We start from the raw sequence: 19,192 nt of genomic DNA on the forward strand, positions 1-19,192 counted from the left end.
CCGGTCGGAGTGGTGCCGACCGGTCGGGAGAAAGGCTATGCAGCCCGTGGAGCAGGCCGGTCGATTCCGGGCATCCCTGTCACACGATCGCCATGCCCTTGTCACGGTCGGCAGTGATCGCCCCCTGTTGCACGGGAGTTGACCCGGGTAACCTCCGCTGCACCGACAGACCGGCGTGCCGCGCGGTGTTCGCCGTGCGGCACGCCGGCCGTACCCCGAGCCGTACTCCGGGAGGCAGCCGCTGATGACCCCTCGCCTCACCCGCGCGCTCCGCATGCTCAGCCCGCATCCCTGGCTGGGGCCGGTCGCGGGGGCGGCCCGCCCGCCGTCCGGCCTGCCGCGCCGGGGCCGGGGGACGCGGCGGCGGGGCGCGGTGGTGGCCGGGGTGCTGGCGGCGCTGGCCGTCCCCTTCGCGATCGCACCGGCCGAGGCCGCGCCCCGCCCGCCGCGCACCGCGTTCGAGACGAGCGACGGGGCGCGCTGGACCGGGCTCGGGGAGGAGCAGGCGTTCCTCGGGGCGGTGGACCGGGCGAGCGACCGGGTCACCGTCGCCCGGATCGGCACCACCCGGGAGGGCCGCCCCCTCCAGCTCGTACGCATCGGTCAGCCCCGTCCCACCGCGACCACGGTCCTGCTGATCTGCAGTCAGCACGGCGACGAGCCCGCCGGCCGCGAGGCCTGTCTGACCACCCTGCGCGATCTGGCCTTCGCCGAGGACCGGTCCACCCGCGCCTTCCTCTCCCGTACGACGGTCCTGGTCCTGCCCACCGCCAACCCCGACGGCCGGGCAGCCGGCACCCGGGGCAACGCGGACGGTGTCGACATCAACCGGGACCACATCGCCCTGGCGACCGCGGAGGGCCGGGCCATCGCCGCCGCCGTCCGCGACGAACGGCCGGATGTCATCTACGACTTGCACGAGTACGGGGCCACGCCCCCGTACTACGACAAGGACCTCTTCGTCCTCTGGCCCCGCAACCCGAACGTCGCGAGCGGGGTCCACGGCCTCTCGAAGACCCTCGCGGAGCGGTACGTACGGTCCGCCGCGACCCGGGCGGGCTACAGCAGCGGCCACTACGGCATCTGGACCGACCCCGCCACCGGCGACCCCGTCAAGCAGACGGCGGGCGACGGGCAGGAACGCATCCTGCGCAACGCCTCCGGCCTCAAGCACGCCGCCGGCCTCCTCGTCGAGTCACGGATCGACGCGCTGAGCGCGGAGGAGAAGGACGACCCCGCCCTCAACCAGCGGCGCCGGGTGCACTCCCAGCGGACGGCCCTGCGCGGCCTCTTCGACTTCAGCGACGAGCAGGGCGACCGCCTCCGCGCGGCGACCGGGCTCTCCCGCCTGGCGGGGTTCGTGGACCGCGGCCCCGTACACCTGGGCGGCGCCGACAACGACCCGGCCCGGCCCGATCAGATCCTCACCGACCCGCCGTGCGGCTACCGGCTGGACGCGGCCCGGTACGCCGGGGTGAAGGACGCCCTCGCCCTGCACGGCGTCCGCTCCCGCCAGGACGGGGATGGCGTGTTCGTGCCCCTCCGGCAGTCGGCCAGAAAGCTGATTCCGCTCCTTCTCGACCAGCGAGCGACATATCCCCTCACATATGGTCAAGCCAACATCACTTGTTGATCCTTCTAGAACCTGGGCAGGTGTGGTACTGCCTACGAAGAGCGTTTTTCAGACTCGGTGAAAGGTGCCATCAGTGCCCCAGGAAGACCAGTCGGCGGAGGGACGGGAAGAGCTGTCGGTCACGGCGGACCTTCCTCCCGAACCAGTCAGCACCCGGACCCCGACCACCGACCGCGTGGTGTTCGGCGTCACGGCGGTCCTCACTCTCGCCTTCGTCATCTGGGGCGCGACCGCCACCTCTTCGCTGGAGACCGCGTCCGGCAAGCTGCTCGAAGGCCTCATCCACAACGGCGGCTGGGCCTTCATGCTCGCCGCCTCGGGCTTCGTCATCTTCGCCCTGTGGCTGGCCATCAGCCGGTACGGGAAGATCACGCTCGGCCAGGAGAACGAGCAGCCGGAGTTCCGGACCATCTCCTGGATCGCGATGATGTTCAGTGCCGGCATGGGCATCGGGCTGATGTTCTGGGGCGTGAGCGAGCCCCTCGCCCACTTCCGCACCCCGCCGCCCGGCACCGACCCGGCCGACTCGGCCGAGGCGATGCAGACGGCGATGGCCACCACCCTCTTCCACTGGACGCTCCACCCCTGGGCGATCTACGCGGTGGTCGGCCTCGCCATCGCCTACAGCGCCTACCGGATGCGCAGGCGGCAGACGATCAGCGCGGTCTTCGAGCCGCTGATCGGCAAGCGCCACGCGCACGGCGGGTTCGGGCGCTTCATCGACATCCTGGCCATCTTCGCGACCCTCTTCGGCTCGGCGGCCTCGCTGGGTCTCGGCGCGCTCCAGATCGGCAGCGGGATCCAGGAACTCGACTGGCTGGAGAAGGCGGGCACCGGTCTTCTGGTCGCCGTCATCGCCGTGCTGACGGTCTGCTTCGTCGCCTCCGCCGTCTCCGGGGTCGAGAAGGGCATCCAGTGGCTCTCCAACATCAACATGGTGCTGGCCCTGCTGCTGGTCCTCTTCGTCTTCGTCGCCGGTCCCACCATCTTCGTCCTCGACCTGATCCCCACCTCGCTGGGCGCCTACATCAGCGACCTCGGCCAGCTGGTCGGCCGCACCGAGGCCACCGGCGGCGGCGAGGTGGCCGACTGGCTCAGCGGCTGGACCGTCTTCTACTGGGCCTGGTGGATCTCCTGGACGCCCTTCGTCGGCATGTTCATCGCCCGGATCAGCCGCGGCCGCACGATCCGCCAGTTCGTCGGCGGTGTCATCCTGGTCCCCAGCACCGTCAGCCTGATCTGGTTCGCCGTCTTCGGCGGCTCGGCCATGAAGCTGGACGAGGCGGGCAAGCTCACCGGAGCCGACACCCCCGAGGCGCAGCTCTTCGGCGTCCTCCAGGAGTTCCCGATCGCGACCGTCACGAGCATCCTGGTGATGATCCTCGTCGGCATCTTCTTCGTCTCCGGCGCCGACGCCGCCTCCATCGTCATGGGCACGCTCTCGCAGAAGGGCGTCCTGGAGCCGGGCAAGTGGGTCGTCATCTTCTGGGGTGTCGTCACCGGGGCCGTGGCCGCGATCATGCTGCTCATCGGTGACGGCAAGGAGAACGCGCTCGAAGGGCTCCAGAACCTCACCATCCTGGTCGCCGCGCCCTTCGTCGTCGTCATGATCGGCATGTGCGTGGCCCTGATGCGGGACCTGCGCAGGGACCCGCAGATCGTCCGCCAGGAGTTCGGGGTGGAGGCCGTCGAGTCGGCGGTGATCGAGGGCCACGCCAAGTACGACGGCGACTTCGAGATCCGCATCGGCCCCGGTACGGCGGTGACCACGGACGATCGCCACAAGGAGGTCCGGATGGAGAAGCGCCCCGAGGAGTGATCCCTGGGACGCGCCGGGCGGTACCGCGCGGGCGGTGGTGCTGGCTTCGGGGGTGACGTGTACGGCGGTGGCCCGCCCGGTGGCACCGGGCGCGGCGACACCCCGCACGGTGTACCCCGTACGACGCGCCACTCCGCGCGGCGGTGGACCTGGCGGCGGCTCAGCCCACCAGGGCCGCCGCCGCCCGCGCGCAGCCCCAGGCCACGGTGACCCCCGCGCCCCCGTGCCCGTAGTTGTGCACCAGCCGCCCGCCGCCCGGCAGCGCCCCGGCCTCGATCCGCACCCCGCCCTCCCGGACCGGCCGCAGCCCCACCCGGTGCCCCAGCACCCGGGCGTCCGCGATCTCCGGCCGGACCCGCGCGCACCGCGCCACGATCTCCCGGGCCACCGCCGCGTCGGGCTCCGGGCGCTCGTCGTCCACCCGGGCCGTACCGCCCAGCACCAGCCGGCCCGGCTGCGGGAAGAAGTACGTCGTTGCCTCCGAGGCCGGGTCCGCCTCGGTGAACCACTCCTCGATCCCCGGGTTCTCCACCAGCACCAACTGCCCCCGCACCGCCCGCATCCCCGGGTCCGGCACCAGCTCGCGCGCCCCGAGCCCCGTGCAGTTCACGACCACCGGGCTCCGCTCGGCCGCCTCCGCGAACCGGCCCACCGCCCGCCGCTCCACCACACCGCCCGCCGCCACGAGCCGCCGCTCCAGCCAGGCCAGGTGCACCGGCATGTCCAGTAGCGGCAGCACCGTCCGCAGCCCCTCGGCCACCTCCACGGCGCCCCTCAGCTCCGCCGCCCAGGGCCCCAGCGCCGCGAACCGCTCCCCGCCGTGCAGCCCCGGCACCAGCCGTACGCCGGTCTCCCCGGGGGCGGCGGCCAACTCCTCGTACACCGCGAGCGTCTCCAGCGACCAGGCGCCGACCCGTTCGGCGGGCTCGATCCGGTACGGCCACCACAGCGCGCCCGCCACCGCCGAGGTCGTCGCCCCGGCGGCGTCGCGCGACAGGACGCGCACCCGCAGCCCGCGCTCCGCCAGGGTCACGGCGGTGGTCAGGCCGATGACCCCGCCGCCCACCACGATCACATCCGCCTCCGCGGCCACTCCTGTCACCGTGCCGACCGTCCTCTCGGTACGCGTCCGCCGCGCCCGTACGCGGCTTCACCGCTCGGACGCTAACGGAAACCGGAATCCCGCGGCCAGGGTGAGGGGGGCGGGCCGAGAGGCGGCGGCCCGGTGTCCAGAGCGGGGCGAGTGCGACGAGTTGAGGCACGCTCGTTGACAGTTGTTGGCCCCGGCGGGATTCTGAGAGCGCTCTCATGCTCCAGGTGATGTACCCCCGTTCCACCCCCACGGATTTCGCCCGATGAGGAGGACGAGCATGTCCGTTCCATGGAGAGGCCTCGCTTCGCTGACCGCCGCGCTGGCCCTGGCCCTGGGTCTGACCACCGGCGTCGCCGAGCAGCCCGCCGAGGCGGCGGTGCCCGCCACCATCCCGCTGACCATCAAGAACGACTCGGGACGCGCGGACCAGATCTACATCTACAACCTCGGTACCCAGCTCTCCACCGGCCGCCAGGGCTGGGCGGACGCGAACGGCACCTTCCACCCCTGGCCCGCCGGCGGCAACCCGCCCACCCCGGCGCCGGACGCCTCGATCGCCGGGCCGCGCAACGGCCAGTCGCTCACGATCCGGATGCCGAAGTTCTCCGGCCGCGTCTACTTCTCGTACGGACAGAAGCTCGTCTTCAAGGTCACCACCGGCGGCCTCGTCCAGCCCGCGGTCCAGAACCCGAGCGACCCGAACAGGAACATCCTGTTCAACTGGACCGAGTACACGCTCAACGACGCGGGCCTGTGGATCAACAGCACCCAGGTCGACATGTTCTCCGCCCCCTACGCCGTCGGGGTCAAGGCGCCCAACGGCACCGTCAAGAACACCGGGCGGCTCAAGTCGGGCGGCTACAACGCCGTCCTCAACGGGCTCCGCAACCAGTCCGGCGGGTGGTCGGGCCTCATCCAGACCCGGTCCGACGGCACGGTCGTGCGTGCCCTGTCCCCGGGGCACGGCGTCGGCTCCGGAGCCCTGCCGGCCGGCATCATGAACGACTACATCAACCGGGTCTGGAGCCGCTACAGCAGCTCCGTCCTGACGGTGACCCCGTTCGCGCACGAGCCGAACACCAAGTACTACGGCCGGGTCTCCGGGAACGTCATGAACTTCACCAACAGCGCGGGCGCCGTGGTGACCTCGTTCCAGAAGCCCGACTCCGACAGCGTCTTCGGCTGCTACAAGCACCTGGACGCCCCCAACGACTTGGTACGCGGCCCGATCTCCCGCACGCTGTGTGCGGGCTACAACCGCTCCACCCTGCTGAACGGCACCAACCACCCCGACAACAACGCGGCGAACTTCTACAAGGACTCCGTGACCAACCACTACTCCCGCCTCATCCACGCGCAGATGGTGGACGGCAAGGCGTACGGCTTCGCCTTCGACGACGTGGGCGCCCATGAGTCGCTCGTCCACGACGGCAACCCGCAGGAGGCGTTCATCACGCTCGACCGGTTCAGCTGACGGTCCCTGTTCCCGGGCTCTGTTCGCGGGCGGGTGGTGTGACACGGCCAGGCGTGTCACACCACCCGCCCAAGAGATGGTCAAGGTGTTCCCAAAACGTTCCGGGTGCCAACTTGCCTCATCTGTAAGGGGGTTAGCGTCCGCTGGTGAAATTCGCCCGAGCTTCCCGGACGGCGCCGACCACGCGCCGCACCCTCCTCCGTGCCTCCGCCGCCACCGCGGCGGCCGGCGTCCTCGCCGCCGGCTCCTCGCCCGTCGGCGCCGCCCCGCGCCCCCCGGCCGCACCCCTGGCGCGGCCCACGACCCCCGCCGCCGCGCTGAAGGAACTCGCCGCAGGGAACCGCCGCTGGCGCACGCTGCGCCAGCGCCACCCCCATGAGGCCGTCGCGGTGCGCGACTCACTGGTGTCCGGACAGGCGCCCTTCGCGCTGATACTGGGCTGCATCGACTCCCGCGTCCCGCCGGAGCTGGTCTTCGACCAGGGGCTCGGTGACCTCATGACCGTCCGCTCGGCCGGTGAGGTGCTCGATGAGGCGGTGCTGGGCAGCATCGCCTACGGCGTCCTCGAACTGGGCATCCCGCTGGTCGTGGTCCTGGGCCACCAGTCGTGCGGCGCGGTCGCCGCCGCCGTGCACGCGGAGGAGACGGGGGAGCGCCTGCCCGCGCACATCCAGTACGTCGCCGACCAGATCCGGCCCGCGATCGACCACGCGCACCACGGCCCCGCGCGCGTGGATGCCACGGTCAGCGCCCAGGTCCGGCTGGTCCGGGGCCGACTGGCGCGCGAGGCCGACCTCGCGGCACAGGTGGCCGCCGGAAAGCTGGCGGTGGTGGGCGCGCGCTACGAACTCACCACCCAGCTGGTCCACCGCATCGACTGACGGCCGGCCCAGGACCGGACCCGGCCCAGGACCGGACCCGGCCCAGGACCGGACCCGGCCCAGGACCGGACCCGGCCCAGGACCGGACCCGGCCCAGGACCGGACCCGGCCCAGGACCGGACCCGGCCCAGGACCGGACCCGGCCCGGGTCCCGGGCATCCGGGCCGAAGCGGGGATCGACCGGGGCCGCAACCGGGGCCGATCTGGGACCGGAGCCGAAACCGGACAGAGACCGAAACCGGACGGAGGCCGGACCAGGGCAGAGAGCGGACCAGGGCAGAGGGTGGTCCAGGTCGGTGTCCGGCCCCGGACAGAGGCCGGCCCCGGACACGGACCGGACCCGGGCAGCGACAGGGACGCGGACCGGGACCGAGCCCGCCCCGACGCCGCCCGGCGCGGCCACCGGGACGCGGCCATTAGGATCGGCACCCTGATGACTGCCACCCTCGTCGCCAAGGACCTCGCCGCCGGACACGGCGACCGCACACTCTTCGCCGGACTCGACCTCGTCGTCGCGCCCGGGGACGTGATCGGTCTCGTCGGAGTCAACGGCGCCGGTAAATCGTCCCTGCTCCGCCTGCTCGCCGGTCTCGACCGCCCCGAGGAGGGCGAGCTGCGGCTCTCCCCGCCCACCGCCACCGTCGGCCACCTCCCGCAGGAGCCCGAGCGGCGCGAGGGCGAGACCGTGGCCGCGTTCCTGGCCCGCCGCACCGGGGTCGCCGACGCCCAGCGGGCCATGGACGAGGCGACGGAGGGCCTGGTCGCCGGGGCGCCGGGCGCGGACGACGCGTACTCCGAGACGCTGGAGCGGTGGCTCGCCCTCGGCGGCGCGGATCTGGAGGAGCGGGCCGAGCAGGTCGCCGCCGAGCTCGGGCTCACCGTCAGCCTGGACCTGCCGATGACGGCCCTCTCCGGTGGCCAGGCGGCGCGCGCCGGGCTCGCCTCGCTCCTCCTCTCCCGCTACGACGTCTTCCTGCTGGACGAGCCCACCAACGACCTGGACCTGGACGGCCTGGAGCGCCTGGAGCGCTTCGTCTCGGGACTGCGGGCCGGGACCGTCGTCATCAGCCACGACCGCGAGTTCCTGATGCGCACGGTCACCAAGGTGCTCGAACTCGACCTGGCCCAGCAGCAGATCAACCTCTACGGCGGCGGGTACGCGGCCTATCTGGAGGAGCGCGAGACCGCGCGCCGGCACGCCCGCGAGGAGTACGAGGAGTACGCCGACCGGAAGTCCTCCCTCGAAGCGCGCGGCCATATGCAGCGTTCCTGGATGGACAAGGGCGTCAAGAACGCCCGCCGCAAGGCCACCGACGGCGACAAGCTCGGCCGCAACGCCCGCAGCGAGGCGAGCGAGAAGCAGGCGGCGAAGGCCCGGCAGACCCAGCGCATGATCGAGCGCCTCGATGTCGTCGAGGAGCCGCGCAAGGAGTGGGAGCTGCGGATGGAGATCGCCACCGCCCCGCGCTCCGGCTCGGTCGTGGCGACCCTGCGCGAAGCCCGCGTGGTGCGCGGTGACTTCACCTTCGGCCCCGCCTCGCTCCAGATCGACTGGGCCGACCGGGTCGCCATCACCGGCGCCAACGGGGCGGGCAAGTCCACCCTGCTCGCGGCCCTGTTGGGGCGGCTGCCGCTCGACTCCGGGCATGCCACGCTCGGTTCGGGCGTCGTGGTCGGTGAGGTGGACCAGGCCCGGAAGCTCTTCCTCGGCTCCCAGACGCTGCTGGAGGCGTTCTGCGCGGCGGTCCCCGACACCGAACCGGCCGAAGTCCGCACGCTGCTCGCCAAGTTCGGGCTCAAGGCCGACCATGTGATGCGCCCGGCCACCAGCCTCTCACCGGGCGAGCGGACCCGGGCCGCCCTCGCCCTGCTCCAGGGCCGGGGCGTCAACCTCCTGGTGCTCGACGAGCCGACGAACCATCTGGACCTGCCCGCCATCGAGCAGTTGGAGTCGGCCCTGGAGAGCTACACCGGCACCCTGCTGCTGGTCACCCACGACCGCCGGATGCTCGAAGCCGTCCGCACCACGCGCCGTGTCGAGGTGGCGGAGGGCCAGGTCAAGGAAGTCTGAGCGAGCTACGACGACGAGGGGGCGGGCCGCACGCGCGGCCCGCCCCCTCGTCGGATCGGCCGGGGCTCAGCGCCCCCGGCCACCGCCCTGCTTCGGGTCGGATGTCAGACCGGCCCGCCGCAGCGCGTCCGCCATCGCGCTGTTGGCCGGAGCCGGAGAGCCCTGACCCTGTCGGCCACCGCCGCCACCGCGCCGGTCGCGCCCGCCGCCGCCCTGCCGGCCCTGACCGCCACCCGAACCCTGACCGCCCTGGCCCTGCCGCTGCTTCGGCGGCCGGGAGCCGCGCTCACCGCGACCCTGCCCGACACCTCCGCCCGCGCCCGGCTCGTCGTCCAGCCGCAGCGAGAGCGAGATCCGCTTGCGCTGCACATCGACGTCCATGACCTTGACCTTTACGATGTCCCCGGGCTTCACGACATCGCGCGGGTCCTTCACGAACGTCTTCGACAGCGCCGACACATGGACCAGGCCGTCCTGGTGGACGCCGACGTCGACGAAGGCCCCGAAGGCGGCCACGTTCGTCACGACGCCCTCCAGCACCATGCCGGGCTCCAGGTCGCCGATCTTCTCGACGCCCTCCTTGAAGGTGGCCGTGCGGAAGGCGGGCCGGGGGTCGCGGCCCGGCTTCTCCAGCTCCTTGAGGATGTCCGTCACCGTCGGCAGACCGAACACGTCGTCCACGAAGTCCGCCGCCCGCAGCGACCGCAGGGTGTCCGTGCTGCCGATCAGCGCGGCGACCTCGCCGCCGGTCGTCTTCGCCATCCGCCGCACCACGGGGTAGGCCTCCGGGTGCACACTGGAACCGTCCAGCGGGTCGTCGCCGCCCCGGATGCGGAGGAAGCCCGCGCACTGCTCGTACGCCTTCGGGCCGAGCCGGGCCACATCCTTGAGCGCCTTGCGGGAGCGGAAGGGGCCGTTGGCATCGCGGTGCGCGACGATGTTCTCCGCGAGCCCGGAGCTGATCCCGGAGACCCGCGAAAGCAGCGGCGCGGAGGCGGTGTTGACGTCCACGCCCACCCCGTTCACACAGTCCTCGACGACCGCGTCGAGCGAGCGCGAGAGCTTCACCTCGGACAGGTCGTGCTGGTACTGGCCGACGCCGATCGACTTCGGGTCGATCTTCACCAGCTCGGCCAGCGGGTCCTGGAGCCGCCGCGCGATCGAGACCGCGCCGCGCAACGAGACGTCCATGTCGGGCAGTTCCTGCGAGGCGAAGGCGGAGGCGGAGTACACCGAGGCACCCGCCTCCGAGACCATCACCTTGGTGAGCTTCAACTCCGGGTGCTTGTCGATCAGTTCACCGGCGAGCTTGTCCGTCTCCCGGGACGCCGTGCCGTTGCCGATCGCGATCAGGTCGACCGCGTGCTCCTTCGCGAGGTGCGCGAGCTTGGCCAGCGCCTGGTCCCACTTGTTGGCGGGCACGTGCGGGTGGATCACATCGGTGGCCACCACCTTGCCGGTGGCGTCGACGACCGCGACCTTCACCCCCGTACGGAACCCGGGGTCCAGGCCCAGCGTGGCGCGCGTCCCGGCCGGGGCGGCGAGCAGCAGATCGCGCAGGTTCGAGGCGAAGACCCGTACGGCCTCGTCCTCCGCGGCCGTTCGCAGCCGCAGCCGCAGATCGATGCCCAGGTGCACCTGGATCCGGGTCCGCCAGGCCCAACGCACCGTGTCACCCAGCCACTTGTCGGCCGGACGGCCCCGGTCCGCGACCTCGAAGCGGCGGGCGATCATGTTCTCGTACGCGGACGGGCCCGGCTGCTCGGCGGCCTCGGGCCCGTCCGGCTCCAGCACCAGATCGAGCGCGTTCTCCTTCTCGCCGCGCAGCATCGCGAGCACCCGGTGCGAGGGCAGCGCGGTGAACGGCTCCGCGAAGTCGAAGTAGTCCGCGAACTTGGCGCCCGCCTCCTCCTGCCCCTCACGCACCTTCGCCGCCAGCCGGCCGCGGGTCCACATGCGCTCGCGCAGCTCACCCGTCAGGTCGGCGTCCTCGGAGAACCGCTCGGTGAGGATCGCCCGCGCGCCCTCCAGGGCCGCCGCCGCGTCCGCCACGCCCTTGTCGCCGTCCACGAAAGCGGCAGCGGCGGCGAGCGGGTCGACCGACGGGTCGCCGAGCAGCCCGTCCGCCAGCGGTTCGAGCCCCGCCTCCCGGGCGATCTGGGCCTTCGTCCGCCGCTTGGGCTTGAACGGCAGGTAGACGTCCTCCAGGCGCGCCTTGGTCTCGGCCCCCCGGATCGCGGCCTCCAGCGAGGCGTCGAGCTTGCCCTGCTCCCGTACGGATTCGAGGATCGCCGTACGCCGCTCCTCCAGCTCCCGCAGATAGCGCAGCCGTTCCTCCAGCGTGCGCAGCTGCGCGTCGTCGAGCGATTCGGTCGCTTCCTTGCGGTAGCGAGCGATGAACGGCACGGTGGACCCGCCGTCGAGCAGCTCGACGGCCGCCCTGACCTGTCGCTCCCGTACGCCGAGTTCCTCGGCGATCCTGCCTTCGATGGACGTCGTCACGGTTCTACCGACTCGCCTTCTCGTGCTGGCTGTGCAGTGACAGGGCCCTCTCGTTCCGATCCGGGCCCCAGGGCTGCATTCTGCCGGGTGGCCGGGGCCCCTGTCGCGTGACCTGGTCGAACACGCCCGGAGCCCCGGCCCCGGAGCCCGGCACGACAGGCCGGAGCCCCGGCCCGCCGGGGATCAGCGCCCGGTCGCCTCGGACGGGAACGCGCCCGCGGCGGCCGCCGCGAAGAGGAAGCCGCGCCCCAGCTCGGTCAGCCGCTCCACGCCCTCCGCGCCGAGGTGTTCGTACGGGGCCCGGTCCATCCGGTCCGTCGCCTCCTCGACCTCCGCGCGCAGCGCCGTACCCGCGTCGGTCAGCGCCAGTTCTTCGCCCGCCGCGAGCAGTCCGCGCTCCCGCAGCCGCTCGGACCCGGCCTCCCAGTCGGTGCGGCGCCAGCCCCGGGAGGCGAGGATCCAGCCGATCGCCATGCCCTTGCCGGTCGCGGTGTGGCTGACCAGCGACTCCAGCGGGTCCAGCTCGGCGGCGAGCAGAGCGGCGAGATGGGCGTCGCCCCGGTGTTCGCGGAGCAGGGTCGCGGCGTGCCAGAACGCCAGGTGGGGCTCGTCGGGAACCGGCAGCTCGGCGTGCGCGGCGTAGAGCGGCCGGGCGTACGGGGTGCAGGCCTCGGTGGCCCGCAGCGCGAGCCGGGCCGCCTCCGCCATCTCCGCGGAGGCGATGGCCTCCTCGCCGAGCACCCGCCGCAGGGTGGCGTCCGCCGCCCGCCACCGGGCCTCGATCACCTGCTCGGGCGTGGCCAGGGACCAGACGGCGGGCACGTGCCGGGCCACCAGGGCGGGGTTGAAGTTGTAGAACGTGGCGGTGACGGTGCCCGCCCCCACCGCCCCGAAGGCGGCTGCACGGGTGGCGAAGTAGACGGCGCTCGGGTCGTCGAGGCCGACCTTGCCCATCTCGGCGCCCAGGTCGGGGGAGAAGAAGAGGCACGAGTGCAGCGGGTTGACGGCGTTGTGACAGCGGCGTTCCGCGCGAGCCGGGAGAGTACTCATACCCGCACGTTACCGACTGGTTGGTACGGCACGTAACCCCGGGGAGCGCTCGGGCGCGCGGATCGGCGCGATGGCAGGAAAGGTGGGGAACCCGTCATTGCAGCCGTCACCGCCCGCCGCCCAGGATGACAGTCGTGACCCAGCGAACCGTGCTCGTCGTCCTCTTCGACGGCGTCCAGAGCCTCGACGCCACCGGCCCGATGGAGGTCTTCGCCGGGGCCTCCCACGCCCCCGGCGTCTCCTACGGGCTGCGCACCGCCTCCCTCGACGGCGGCCCCGTCCGGACGACCGCCGGGCTGAGGCTGCTGCCCGACAGCAGCCTGGCCGAGGCACCCGTGCCGCACACGCTGCTGGTCCCCGGCGGCCTGGGTACCCGGGACGCCCACCCCGGGCTGACCGAGTGGCTGCGGACCCACGCGCCCCGCGCCGAGCGGCTGGTCTCCGTCTGCACGGGCGCCCTGCTCCTGGCCCGCGCGGGGCTGCTGGACGGCCACCGGGTCACCACCCACTGGAACTCCTGCGAACAGCTCGCCCGTGACTTCCCCCTGGTCCACGTCGACCCCGACCCCATCTTCGTACGGGACGGGAAGCTGGCCACCTCCGCCGGGGTCACCGCGGGCATCGACCTGGCGCTCGCCCTCGTGGAGGAGGACCACGGGCGGGACCTCGCGCTGACCGTCGCCCGCCACCTCGTCGTCTTTCTCCGCCGCCCCGGCAACCAGGCCCAGTTCAGCGCCCAGCTCAGCGCCCAGACGGCCCGGAGCGAACCGCTGCGCGAGGTCCAGCACTGGATCACCGAGCACCCGGACGCCGACCTCGCCGTGGACGCCCTCGCGGCCCGCGCCCGGCTCTCGCCCCGCCACTTCGCCCGCGCGTTCCGGGCGGAGACCGGGACGACCCCGGGGCGGTACGTCGACCGCGTACGCCTGGAGCACGCCCGCAGGCTGCTGGAGGACACCTCCGACTCCGTCGAGCGGATCGCCCGCGCCAGCGGCTACGGCACCCCGGAGGCCATGCGCCGCGCCTTCGTGAAGGCCCTGGCCACGGCACCCGCGGAGTACCGCCGCCGCTTCCGTACACCGATATCCACCACCTGAACCGCTGAGCCGCCGAACCGCTGAATCCCAGATCCCCGACCACTCGACCCGCGATCACGACCCGACCCGACACGACCCGACCTACCGACCGGAAGGCCCCCCGTGCAGATCGCCATCACGCTCTTCGACCGCTTCACCGCCCTGGACGCGGTGGGGCCCTACGAGATCCTCAGCCGCGCACCCGGTGCCGAGGTCGTCTTCGTCGCCGAACGGACCGGCCCCGTCGCCAACGACACCGGCAGCCTGCACCTCGTCGCCCATCGGACCCTCGCGGAGGTGCCCTCCCCGGACCTGGTGATCGTGCCCGGGGGCCCCGGGCAGAGCGACCAGATGGCGAACGGGACCCTCCTCGGCTGGCTGCGTACCGCCGACACCGCCACCACCTGGACGACCTCCGTCTGCACCGGCTCCCTGCTGCTCGCGGCGGCCGGACTGCTGGAGGGCCGGCGGGCCACCTCCCACTGGCTGGCGCTGGAGGCCCTGAAGGGATTCGGCGCGGAACCGACGGGGGAGCGGGTGGTCTTCGACGGCAAGTACGTCACCGCCGCCGGGGTCTCCTCCGGCATCGACATGGGGCTCGCGCTGCTCGGCCGGATCGCGGGCGACGACACGGCCCGCTCGGTGCAGCTGCTCACCGAGTACGATCCGCAGCCGCCCTACGACTGCGGATCCCCGGAGAAGGCCCCGGCGGAGCTGGTGGAGCAGTGGCGCGAGAAGAGCCGGCACACCACCCGCTGAGGCCCGCCGGGAACCGGGGCATCACCCGCTGAGGCCCACCGGTGAACGGGGCATCACCCGGCAGGGCCCGGCGAGAACCGGGGGTACGGCCCGGTAGCGCCCGGCGAGAACCTGGGCACGGCCCGGTATCGCCCCCGGAGGGCCCGATCGGCCGCGTGACCCGGTGGGCGCCGCATCACCCGGTGGGCGCCGCATCACCCGGCGGGCCCCGCATCACCCGGCGGGCCCCGCGCCTCCCGTCGTGTACGTGAACTTCGGCTCCCGTCGCTCCAGGAAGGCGGCGACCCCCTCCGCGGTGTCGCCGCTGGAGCGTGCCTCGGCGGTCCAGTACGCGTCCCGGTCCCGGCGCCCCGCCGCGAACTCCTTGGCCGACGCCTGCGTCAGCTGGGAGCGCGAGGCCAGCACACCGGCGTACGCCGCCACCCGCCCGTCCAGTCCGGCGCGGTCCGGCAGCACCTCGTCCACCAGCCCGGTGCGCAGGGCCCGCTCCGTGCCGATCAGCTCACCGGAGAAGAGCAGGTGCTTCGCCGTGGCCGGGCCCACCAGGGCGACCAGCCGCCGGGTGGAGGAGGACGCGTAGACGATGCCGAGCTTGGCGGGCGTCACGCCGAACAGGGCGCCCTCCTGCGCGAACCGCAGATCGCAGGCGGCCGCGAGCTGGCTGCCGCCGCCCACGCAGAAGCCGCGCACGGCGGCGAGCGTCGGCCGGGGAAAGGCCGCCAGCGCCTCCTCCGCCGCCACCGCGAGCGCCCTGGCCTCTCCGGCGCTCTCCCGCAGCGTGGAGATGTCGGCCCCGGCGCAGAAGGTGTCCCCGGCGCCCGTCAGCACCAGCACCCGGACCGCCGGGTCGGCGGCCAGCCGCTCCAGCAGCTCCGGCAGGCCGCGCCACATCGCGGCGGTCATGGCGTTGCGCTTGGCGGGATGGCTGATCACGACGGTGGCGACACCGCCGTCCACGGAGCTGAGCAGCTGGGGTTCCGTACGGTCCATGCGCCGGATGCTATCCGTACGGTTCGAACCTATGATCAAGAAGGGGTCGCGAAGCGGACACGCACCGTGAGGAGCTGTCGATGAACGGACCCAGTGCCGGAGGCCGTAGGCGCGGAGTCGCCAAGGGGGCCGGACACGGCCCCGCCGCCGAGGGCAGAAAGCTGAGCCGCAGTTTCGGCTGGCTCGCCTTCCTCGGCACCCTGCTGGTGATCGCGGGCGTCGTCGGGCTGATCTACACGGGCGTCGCCACCCTCACCTCGATGCTGCTCTTCGGCTGGCTGCTGCTGATCGGCGGCCTCGTCGCCCTGGCGCACGCGATCGAGTCGCGCGGCACCAACTACTTCTGGCTCGGTGTCGTGGTCGCCGCCCTGAACCTCGCCGCGGGTGTCGTGGTCATCCGGCATCCCGAGGGCACCGCCGAGGCGCTGACCATGTTCGCGGCGCTGCTCTTCCTGACCGGCGGGGTGTTCCGGCTGGTCGGCAGCGTGGTCGTCCGGGGGCCGCAGATGGGCTGGACCCTGCTGCAAGGCGCCTTCGGGCTGCTGCTGGGTCTGCTGGTGCTGTTCGACTGGCCGCACAGCAGCCTGTACGTCCTCGGTGTCTTCTTCTCGCTGGCCCTGCTCTTCGACGGCCTCGGACTCATCGCCATCGGGATCGGCGGCCGGCGCATCGTCAGCATGGTGTCGGACCGGCTCGACGACCGGGGCGGCGACCGGCCCGACGACCGGGGGGCCGGACGGCTCGATGCACCCGCCCCGGCTACGGACAGTCCGCCCAAGGCCCCGGGAGACGGTCAGAAGTAGTCCCCTGTCCGGCAGTTCCGCGCACCCTTGGTCGAATAGCGCCGATACGCAGCTATTTCCGATCAGTGGCACGGTACGGACCAAGCCATTCCCAACACTCTTTACTCGACGGTCAGTGCAGTGCGAGTGAGAGCTGGTGCCGGACAATGGAGAGCCTAGGGAGCCCCCCTGCCGATCCCGTGTCGTACGAGGGGGTGTGGCGTTTCACCGCCCCCGCCGTCGACGTCTCCGTGCCCCAGGCCCGGCACGCCGTGCGCGACCTCATCGGCCGCCAGGGCGTGCCGATCGAGGACGACATCCTGCAGGGGCTGCTGCTGATCGTCTCGGAGCTGGTCACCAACGCCGTCAAGCACGCGGCGCTGCTCTCGCCGGAGCTGGCGGTCGAGGTGGCCATCGGCGCCGACTGGGTCAGGGTCTCGGTCGAGGACAGCCACCCCTACCGCCCGACCGCGCTGGAGACGGACTACGCCCAGACGGGCGGCCGCGGGCTGCTGCTGGTCAAGGAGATCACCGCCGAGGCGGGCGGCAGCTGCGACGTGGAGCACACCGCGAGCGGCGGCAAGACCATCTGGGCCGCCCTGCCGTTGAAGACGAGGCTCTGACCGCCCGGTACGGACGCGAGCGGCGCGCGGGCAGGTCAGCGACCCGCGCGAGGCCGGTACGCGACCCGTGCGCGAGGGTGCGTACATGACCGCGAGGGTGCGTACGCGACCGGCGCGCGAGGAAGCACGCACCCGGCCGCGGAGACACGTACGCCACCGGCGCGGGAGCCGGTGCGCCGGCGCCCGGGTCACCAGCCCGCGGACGGCCCCGTCAGCTCGCGGATCGCCGGGCGCGCCGCGTCCAGCACCGTCATGAACCAGGCCGAGAAGGGCGCCTCGGCGTGCCGCTCCGCCAGCTCCGCCGCCGTCACGAAGGCCGTCTCCCCGACCTCCTCCGGGTCCGGCGCCGGCTCCTTCTGGGCCATCCCCACGAACAGGTGGTTGAACTCCTGCTCCACCAGGCCCGATGCCGGGTCCGGGTGGTTGTAGCGGACCGTGCCGGCCTCCGCGAGCAGCGAGGGCGCGATCCCCAGCTCCTCGTACGTACGCCGGGCGGCCGCCGCGAAGGGGGCCTCGCCCGGGTAGGGGTGCCCGCAGCAGGTGTTGGACCAGACACCGGGGGAGTGGTACTTGCCGAGCGCCCTGCGCTGGAGCAGCAGCCGTCCCTGCTCGTCGAAGAGGAAGACGGAGAACGCGCGGTGCAGCTGCCCGGGGGCCTGGTGGGCCGCCAGCTTCTCCGCGGTGCCGATGGTGGTGCCGTTCTCGTCGACCAGTTCGAGCATGATCGCTTCTGCGGTGCCGTTCGACGAGCTGTGCGTCGCGGTGGCTGGTGTGGTCGGCATACCCATCCTTCGCTTTGGTTCCCGGCCTCGTGCGCCGGACCCCTCGAGTCCGGCCAAGTCTGCCGTACAAAAGCCGCTTGTCCGTACTTCGGGTCCGGGCATGTCCGCCCCGCCGCACGGGGTGTGCGCGGCGGGGCGGACGGTGTTTCAGACCCCGAAGGCGACCGGATAACGGATCATGCCGGTCGGAACCGGGACGGAATCGTCCAGCACCAGTGCCATCATCGCCTCGTCCGGCACCTCGAAACCTGGCCGGATCCCGTAGGTGGAAGCGGGTACGCAACCGAAGCGCGCGTAGTACTCGGGTTCACCGAGCACCACCACCAGCGCTTCCCCGCGCACCCGGGCCGCATCGAGCGCCGCCCGCACCACCGCCTGTCCGGCCCCCTGCCGCTGGTAGGCGGGAGAGGTGGCCACCGGGGCCAGCGCGAGCGCCGGGGCGTCCCCGATCCGGCACCGGGTCAGCAGCGCGTACGCCGCCACGGACCCGTCCGGAGCCTCCGCGACGTACGACAGCTCCGGCAGCCAGGCCCCGGCGTCGGCCCGCAGGGCGTCCACCAGGTCGGCCTCGTCCCGGGTCGGGAACGCGGCGGCGTTCACCGCGTGCACCGCCTCCCGGTCCGCGGCCGTCTCCGGCCGGGTGGTCCAGCGGGGGTCGGCCGGGCGGAGCACGTACGCGGCGTAGCCGTACTCCGCGCCGTGCGCACGCCGTACGGCCAGCTCCTCACGGGTGGCCGCGAGCGCCCACTCCATACCGGGAACCGCCGGGTCGGCGCTCGCCACCCGCTCGGCGAGCGGCCCGTAGTACGCGTCCCAGTCGCTGTCGGGCTGGAGCAGCACCGCGTGGACCGTGCAGCCCGCCGCGACGGCCGCCGCCGTGGTCCCGGGCAGGGTGCGCAGGGAGCCGTTGCGGTCCCAGAAGGCGCGCGCCCCGGCCGAGGGCGCGTCCGTGGTCCAGACGCACTCGGAGATCATCATCGTGCCGCCGGGGGCCAGCAGCCGCTGCCAGTCGCGTACGGCGGTGGCGAAGCCGATGCAGTACGCCGACCCCTCGGCCCAGATCAGGTCGAAGGAGCCCGCCGGGAAGGCGGGGCCGGTGAGGTCGCCCATGTCGGCCCGGACCGTACGGATGCGGTCGCCCAGACCGCGCGCGTCGGCCGCCTCACGCAGCTCGTCCAGGAACGGCTGGTGCAGGTCGACCGCGGTCACCTCGGCGCCCGCCTCGGCGGCGAGCAGCAGGGAGGCGCGGCCCGGACCGCAGCCCAGGTCGAGGACGCGCGGACGGTCGGGGAGCGGACCGGCCTGGGCGAGCAGCCGGCGCGTGGTGGTGTCGGAGCCGGGGCTCTGCCGGGGGAGACGGTGGTGCAGGGTGAAGAACGCCTCGGTACGCGAGGCGTCGGTGTTCTCGGTCAACGGGGGAACCCTTGAGGTGTTGAGGGTCCCGACTCGATCCGGAGGAGAGGTGGAGAGAAGCGGACCTAGCCGGAGACCCGGGAGATGAGGGAAGAACGATTGCCGCGCCGGGAAGGCGTCGTCGCGACCGTCATCAACCTCAGCTCCTCTCGAAAGGGCCCGTCGAAAAGGCTCCCGGTCCGTCCGGGACGTCCGCGTGAGACTCGAACGTCTCAGCGAGACCACCATAGCACCGCCGCCGCCC

General features: G+C 72.8%; 15 protein-coding genes. 9 read left to right on the top strand and 6 right to left on the bottom strand.

Features of this window, described 5'->3' with window-relative positions:
* Positions 1–244 precede the first annotated feature (244 nt).
* Both ACQ9ZG_RS29650 and ACQ9ZG_RS29655 read left to right on the top strand, forming a co-directional pair.
* The gene (locus ACQ9ZG_RS29650; protein WP_499281401.1) at positions 245–1,633 is read left to right on the top strand and encodes a M14 family metallopeptidase; all 1,389 of its coding nucleotides are present in this window, start codon (positions 245–247) and stop codon (positions 1,631–1,633) included.
* 73 nt (positions 1,634–1,706) lie between these two features.
* Positions 1,707–3,452 carry a BCCT family transporter gene (locus ACQ9ZG_RS29655; RefSeq protein WP_109917189.1) on the top strand — a complete coding sequence of 582 codons (1,746 nt, stop codon included), beginning with the start codon at positions 1,707–1,709 and terminating at the stop codon, positions 3,450–3,452.
* 160 nt (positions 3,453–3,612) lie between these two features.
* Here the strand turns inward: ACQ9ZG_RS29655 and ACQ9ZG_RS29660 are convergent, their stop codons facing one another.
* Positions 3,613–4,545, bottom strand: coding sequence for an FAD-dependent oxidoreductase (locus ACQ9ZG_RS29660; RefSeq protein WP_499281647.1), 933 nt, complete (start codon positions 4,543–4,545; stop codon positions 3,613–3,615).
* A gap of 277 nt (positions 4,546–4,822) precedes the next feature.
* On the opposite strand from ACQ9ZG_RS29660, the gene ACQ9ZG_RS29665 reads away from it, so the two are divergent.
* The 3 genes from ACQ9ZG_RS29665 to ACQ9ZG_RS29675 all read left to right on the top strand — a co-directional run bounded on the left by ACQ9ZG_RS29665 (position 4,823) and on the right by ACQ9ZG_RS29675 (position 8,971).
* Positions 4,823–6,019, top strand: coding sequence for a glycoside hydrolase family 64 protein (locus tag ACQ9ZG_RS29665; RefSeq protein WP_499281402.1), 1,197 nt, complete (start codon positions 4,823–4,825; stop codon positions 6,017–6,019).
* 146 nt (positions 6,020–6,165) lie between these two features.
* On the top strand, positions 6,166–6,900 hold the full coding sequence (locus tag ACQ9ZG_RS29670) for a carbonic anhydrase (RefSeq protein ID WP_499281403.1): 735 nt from the start codon (positions 6,166–6,168) through the stop codon (positions 6,898–6,900).
* Between the two features lie 433 nt (positions 6,901–7,333).
* The gene (locus tag ACQ9ZG_RS29675; protein ID WP_084990858.1) at positions 7,334–8,971 is read left to right on the top strand and encodes an ABC-F family ATP-binding cassette domain-containing protein; all 1,638 of its coding nucleotides are present in this window, start codon (positions 7,334–7,336) and stop codon (positions 8,969–8,971) included.
* A 66-nt stretch (positions 8,972–9,037) separates the two neighbouring features.
* On the opposite strand, the gene ACQ9ZG_RS29680 is transcribed toward ACQ9ZG_RS29675, so the two are convergent.
* Both ACQ9ZG_RS29680 and ACQ9ZG_RS29685 read right to left on the bottom strand, forming a co-directional pair.
* The gene (locus ACQ9ZG_RS29680; protein ID WP_499281404.1) at positions 9,038–11,473 is read right to left on the bottom strand and encodes a Tex family protein; all 2,436 of its coding nucleotides are present in this window, start codon (positions 11,471–11,473) and stop codon (positions 9,038–9,040) included.
* A 183-nt stretch (positions 11,474–11,656) separates the two neighbouring features.
* Positions 11,657–12,523 carry an SCO6745 family protein gene (locus ACQ9ZG_RS29685; protein ID WP_499281405.1) on the bottom strand — a complete coding sequence of 289 codons (867 nt, stop codon included), beginning with the start codon at positions 12,521–12,523 and terminating at the stop codon, positions 11,657–11,659.
* A 134-nt stretch (positions 12,524–12,657) separates the two neighbouring features.
* On the opposite strand from ACQ9ZG_RS29685, the gene ACQ9ZG_RS29690 reads away from it, so the two are divergent.
* A complete protein-coding gene (locus ACQ9ZG_RS29690; protein WP_099218375.1) occupies positions 12,658–13,620 on the top strand; it encodes a GlxA family transcriptional regulator in 963 nt (320 codons plus the stop codon).
* A 102-nt stretch (positions 13,621–13,722) separates the two neighbouring features.
* Positions 13,723–14,358 (top strand): DJ-1/PfpI family protein, encoded by a 636-nt coding sequence (locus tag ACQ9ZG_RS29695; RefSeq protein WP_109916349.1) that lies wholly within the window; start codon positions 13,723–13,725, stop codon positions 14,356–14,358.
* A 213-nt stretch (positions 14,359–14,571) separates the two neighbouring features.
* On the opposite strand, the gene ACQ9ZG_RS29700 is transcribed toward ACQ9ZG_RS29695, so the two are convergent.
* A complete protein-coding gene (locus ACQ9ZG_RS29700) occupies positions 14,572–15,348 on the bottom strand; it encodes an enoyl-CoA hydratase/isomerase family protein (protein ID WP_415738420.1) in 777 nt (258 codons plus the stop codon).
* An 80-nt stretch (positions 15,349–15,428) separates the two neighbouring features.
* Between ACQ9ZG_RS29700 and ACQ9ZG_RS29705 the strand changes: the two genes are divergently transcribed.
* Entirely contained in the window at positions 15,429–16,151 is a 723-nt protein-coding gene (locus ACQ9ZG_RS29705) for an HdeD family acid-resistance protein (protein ID WP_181398096.1), read from the top strand.
* 146 nt (positions 16,152–16,297) lie between these two features.
* On the top strand, positions 16,298–16,753 hold the full coding sequence (locus ACQ9ZG_RS29710; protein WP_078562645.1) for an ATP-binding protein: 456 nt from the start codon (positions 16,298–16,300) through the stop codon (positions 16,751–16,753).
* A gap of 188 nt (positions 16,754–16,941) precedes the next feature.
* Here the strand turns inward: ACQ9ZG_RS29710 and idi are convergent, their stop codons facing one another.
* Both idi and ACQ9ZG_RS29720 read right to left on the bottom strand, forming a co-directional pair.
* Positions 16,942–17,535, bottom strand: a complete 594-nt coding sequence (gene idi / locus ACQ9ZG_RS29715) for an isopentenyl-diphosphate Delta-isomerase (protein WP_018492021.1) — start codon at positions 17,533–17,535, stop codon at positions 16,942–16,944.
* Positions 17,536–17,682: 147 nt separating this feature from the next.
* Complete coding sequence (locus tag ACQ9ZG_RS29720; protein WP_499281406.1) at positions 17,683–18,948, bottom strand: GNAT family N-acetyltransferase; 1,266 nt, start codon at positions 18,946–18,948, stop codon at positions 17,683–17,685.
* Positions 18,949–19,192: the final 244 nt, after the last annotated feature.

Origin of the sequence: Streptomyces araujoniae (assembly GCF_050871195.1) — a bacterium.
Taxonomy (GTDB): domain Bacteria; phylum Actinomycetota; class Actinomycetes; order Streptomycetales; family Streptomycetaceae; genus Streptomyces; species Streptomyces bacillaris.

Coding starts and splice junctions, on each gene's coding strand:
- ACQ9ZG_RS29685 (WP_499281405.1), bottom strand. CDS start 12,523: ATGAGTACTCTCCCGGCTCGCGCGGAACGCCGCTGTCACAACGCCGTC.
- ACQ9ZG_RS29705 (WP_181398096.1), top strand. CDS start 15,429: ATGAACGGACCCAGTGCCGGAGGCCGTAGGCGCGGAGTCGCCAAGGGG.
- ACQ9ZG_RS29665 (WP_499281402.1), top strand. CDS start 4,823: ATGTCCGTTCCATGGAGAGGCCTCGCTTCGCTGACCGCCGCGCTGGCC.
- ACQ9ZG_RS29700 (WP_415738420.1), bottom strand. CDS start 15,348: ATGGACCGTACGGAACCCCAGCTGCTCAGCTCCGTGGACGGCGGTGTC.
- ACQ9ZG_RS29650 (WP_499281401.1), top strand. CDS start 245: ATGACCCCTCGCCTCACCCGCGCGCTCCGCATGCTCAGCCCGCATCCC.
- ACQ9ZG_RS29675 (WP_084990858.1), top strand. CDS start 7,334: ATGACTGCCACCCTCGTCGCCAAGGACCTCGCCGCCGGACACGGCGAC.
- idi (WP_018492021.1), bottom strand. CDS start 17,535: ATGCCGACCACACCAGCCACCGCGACGCACAGCTCGTCGAACGGCACC.
- ACQ9ZG_RS29710 (WP_078562645.1), top strand. CDS start 16,298: ATGGAGAGCCTAGGGAGCCCCCCTGCCGATCCCGTGTCGTACGAGGGG.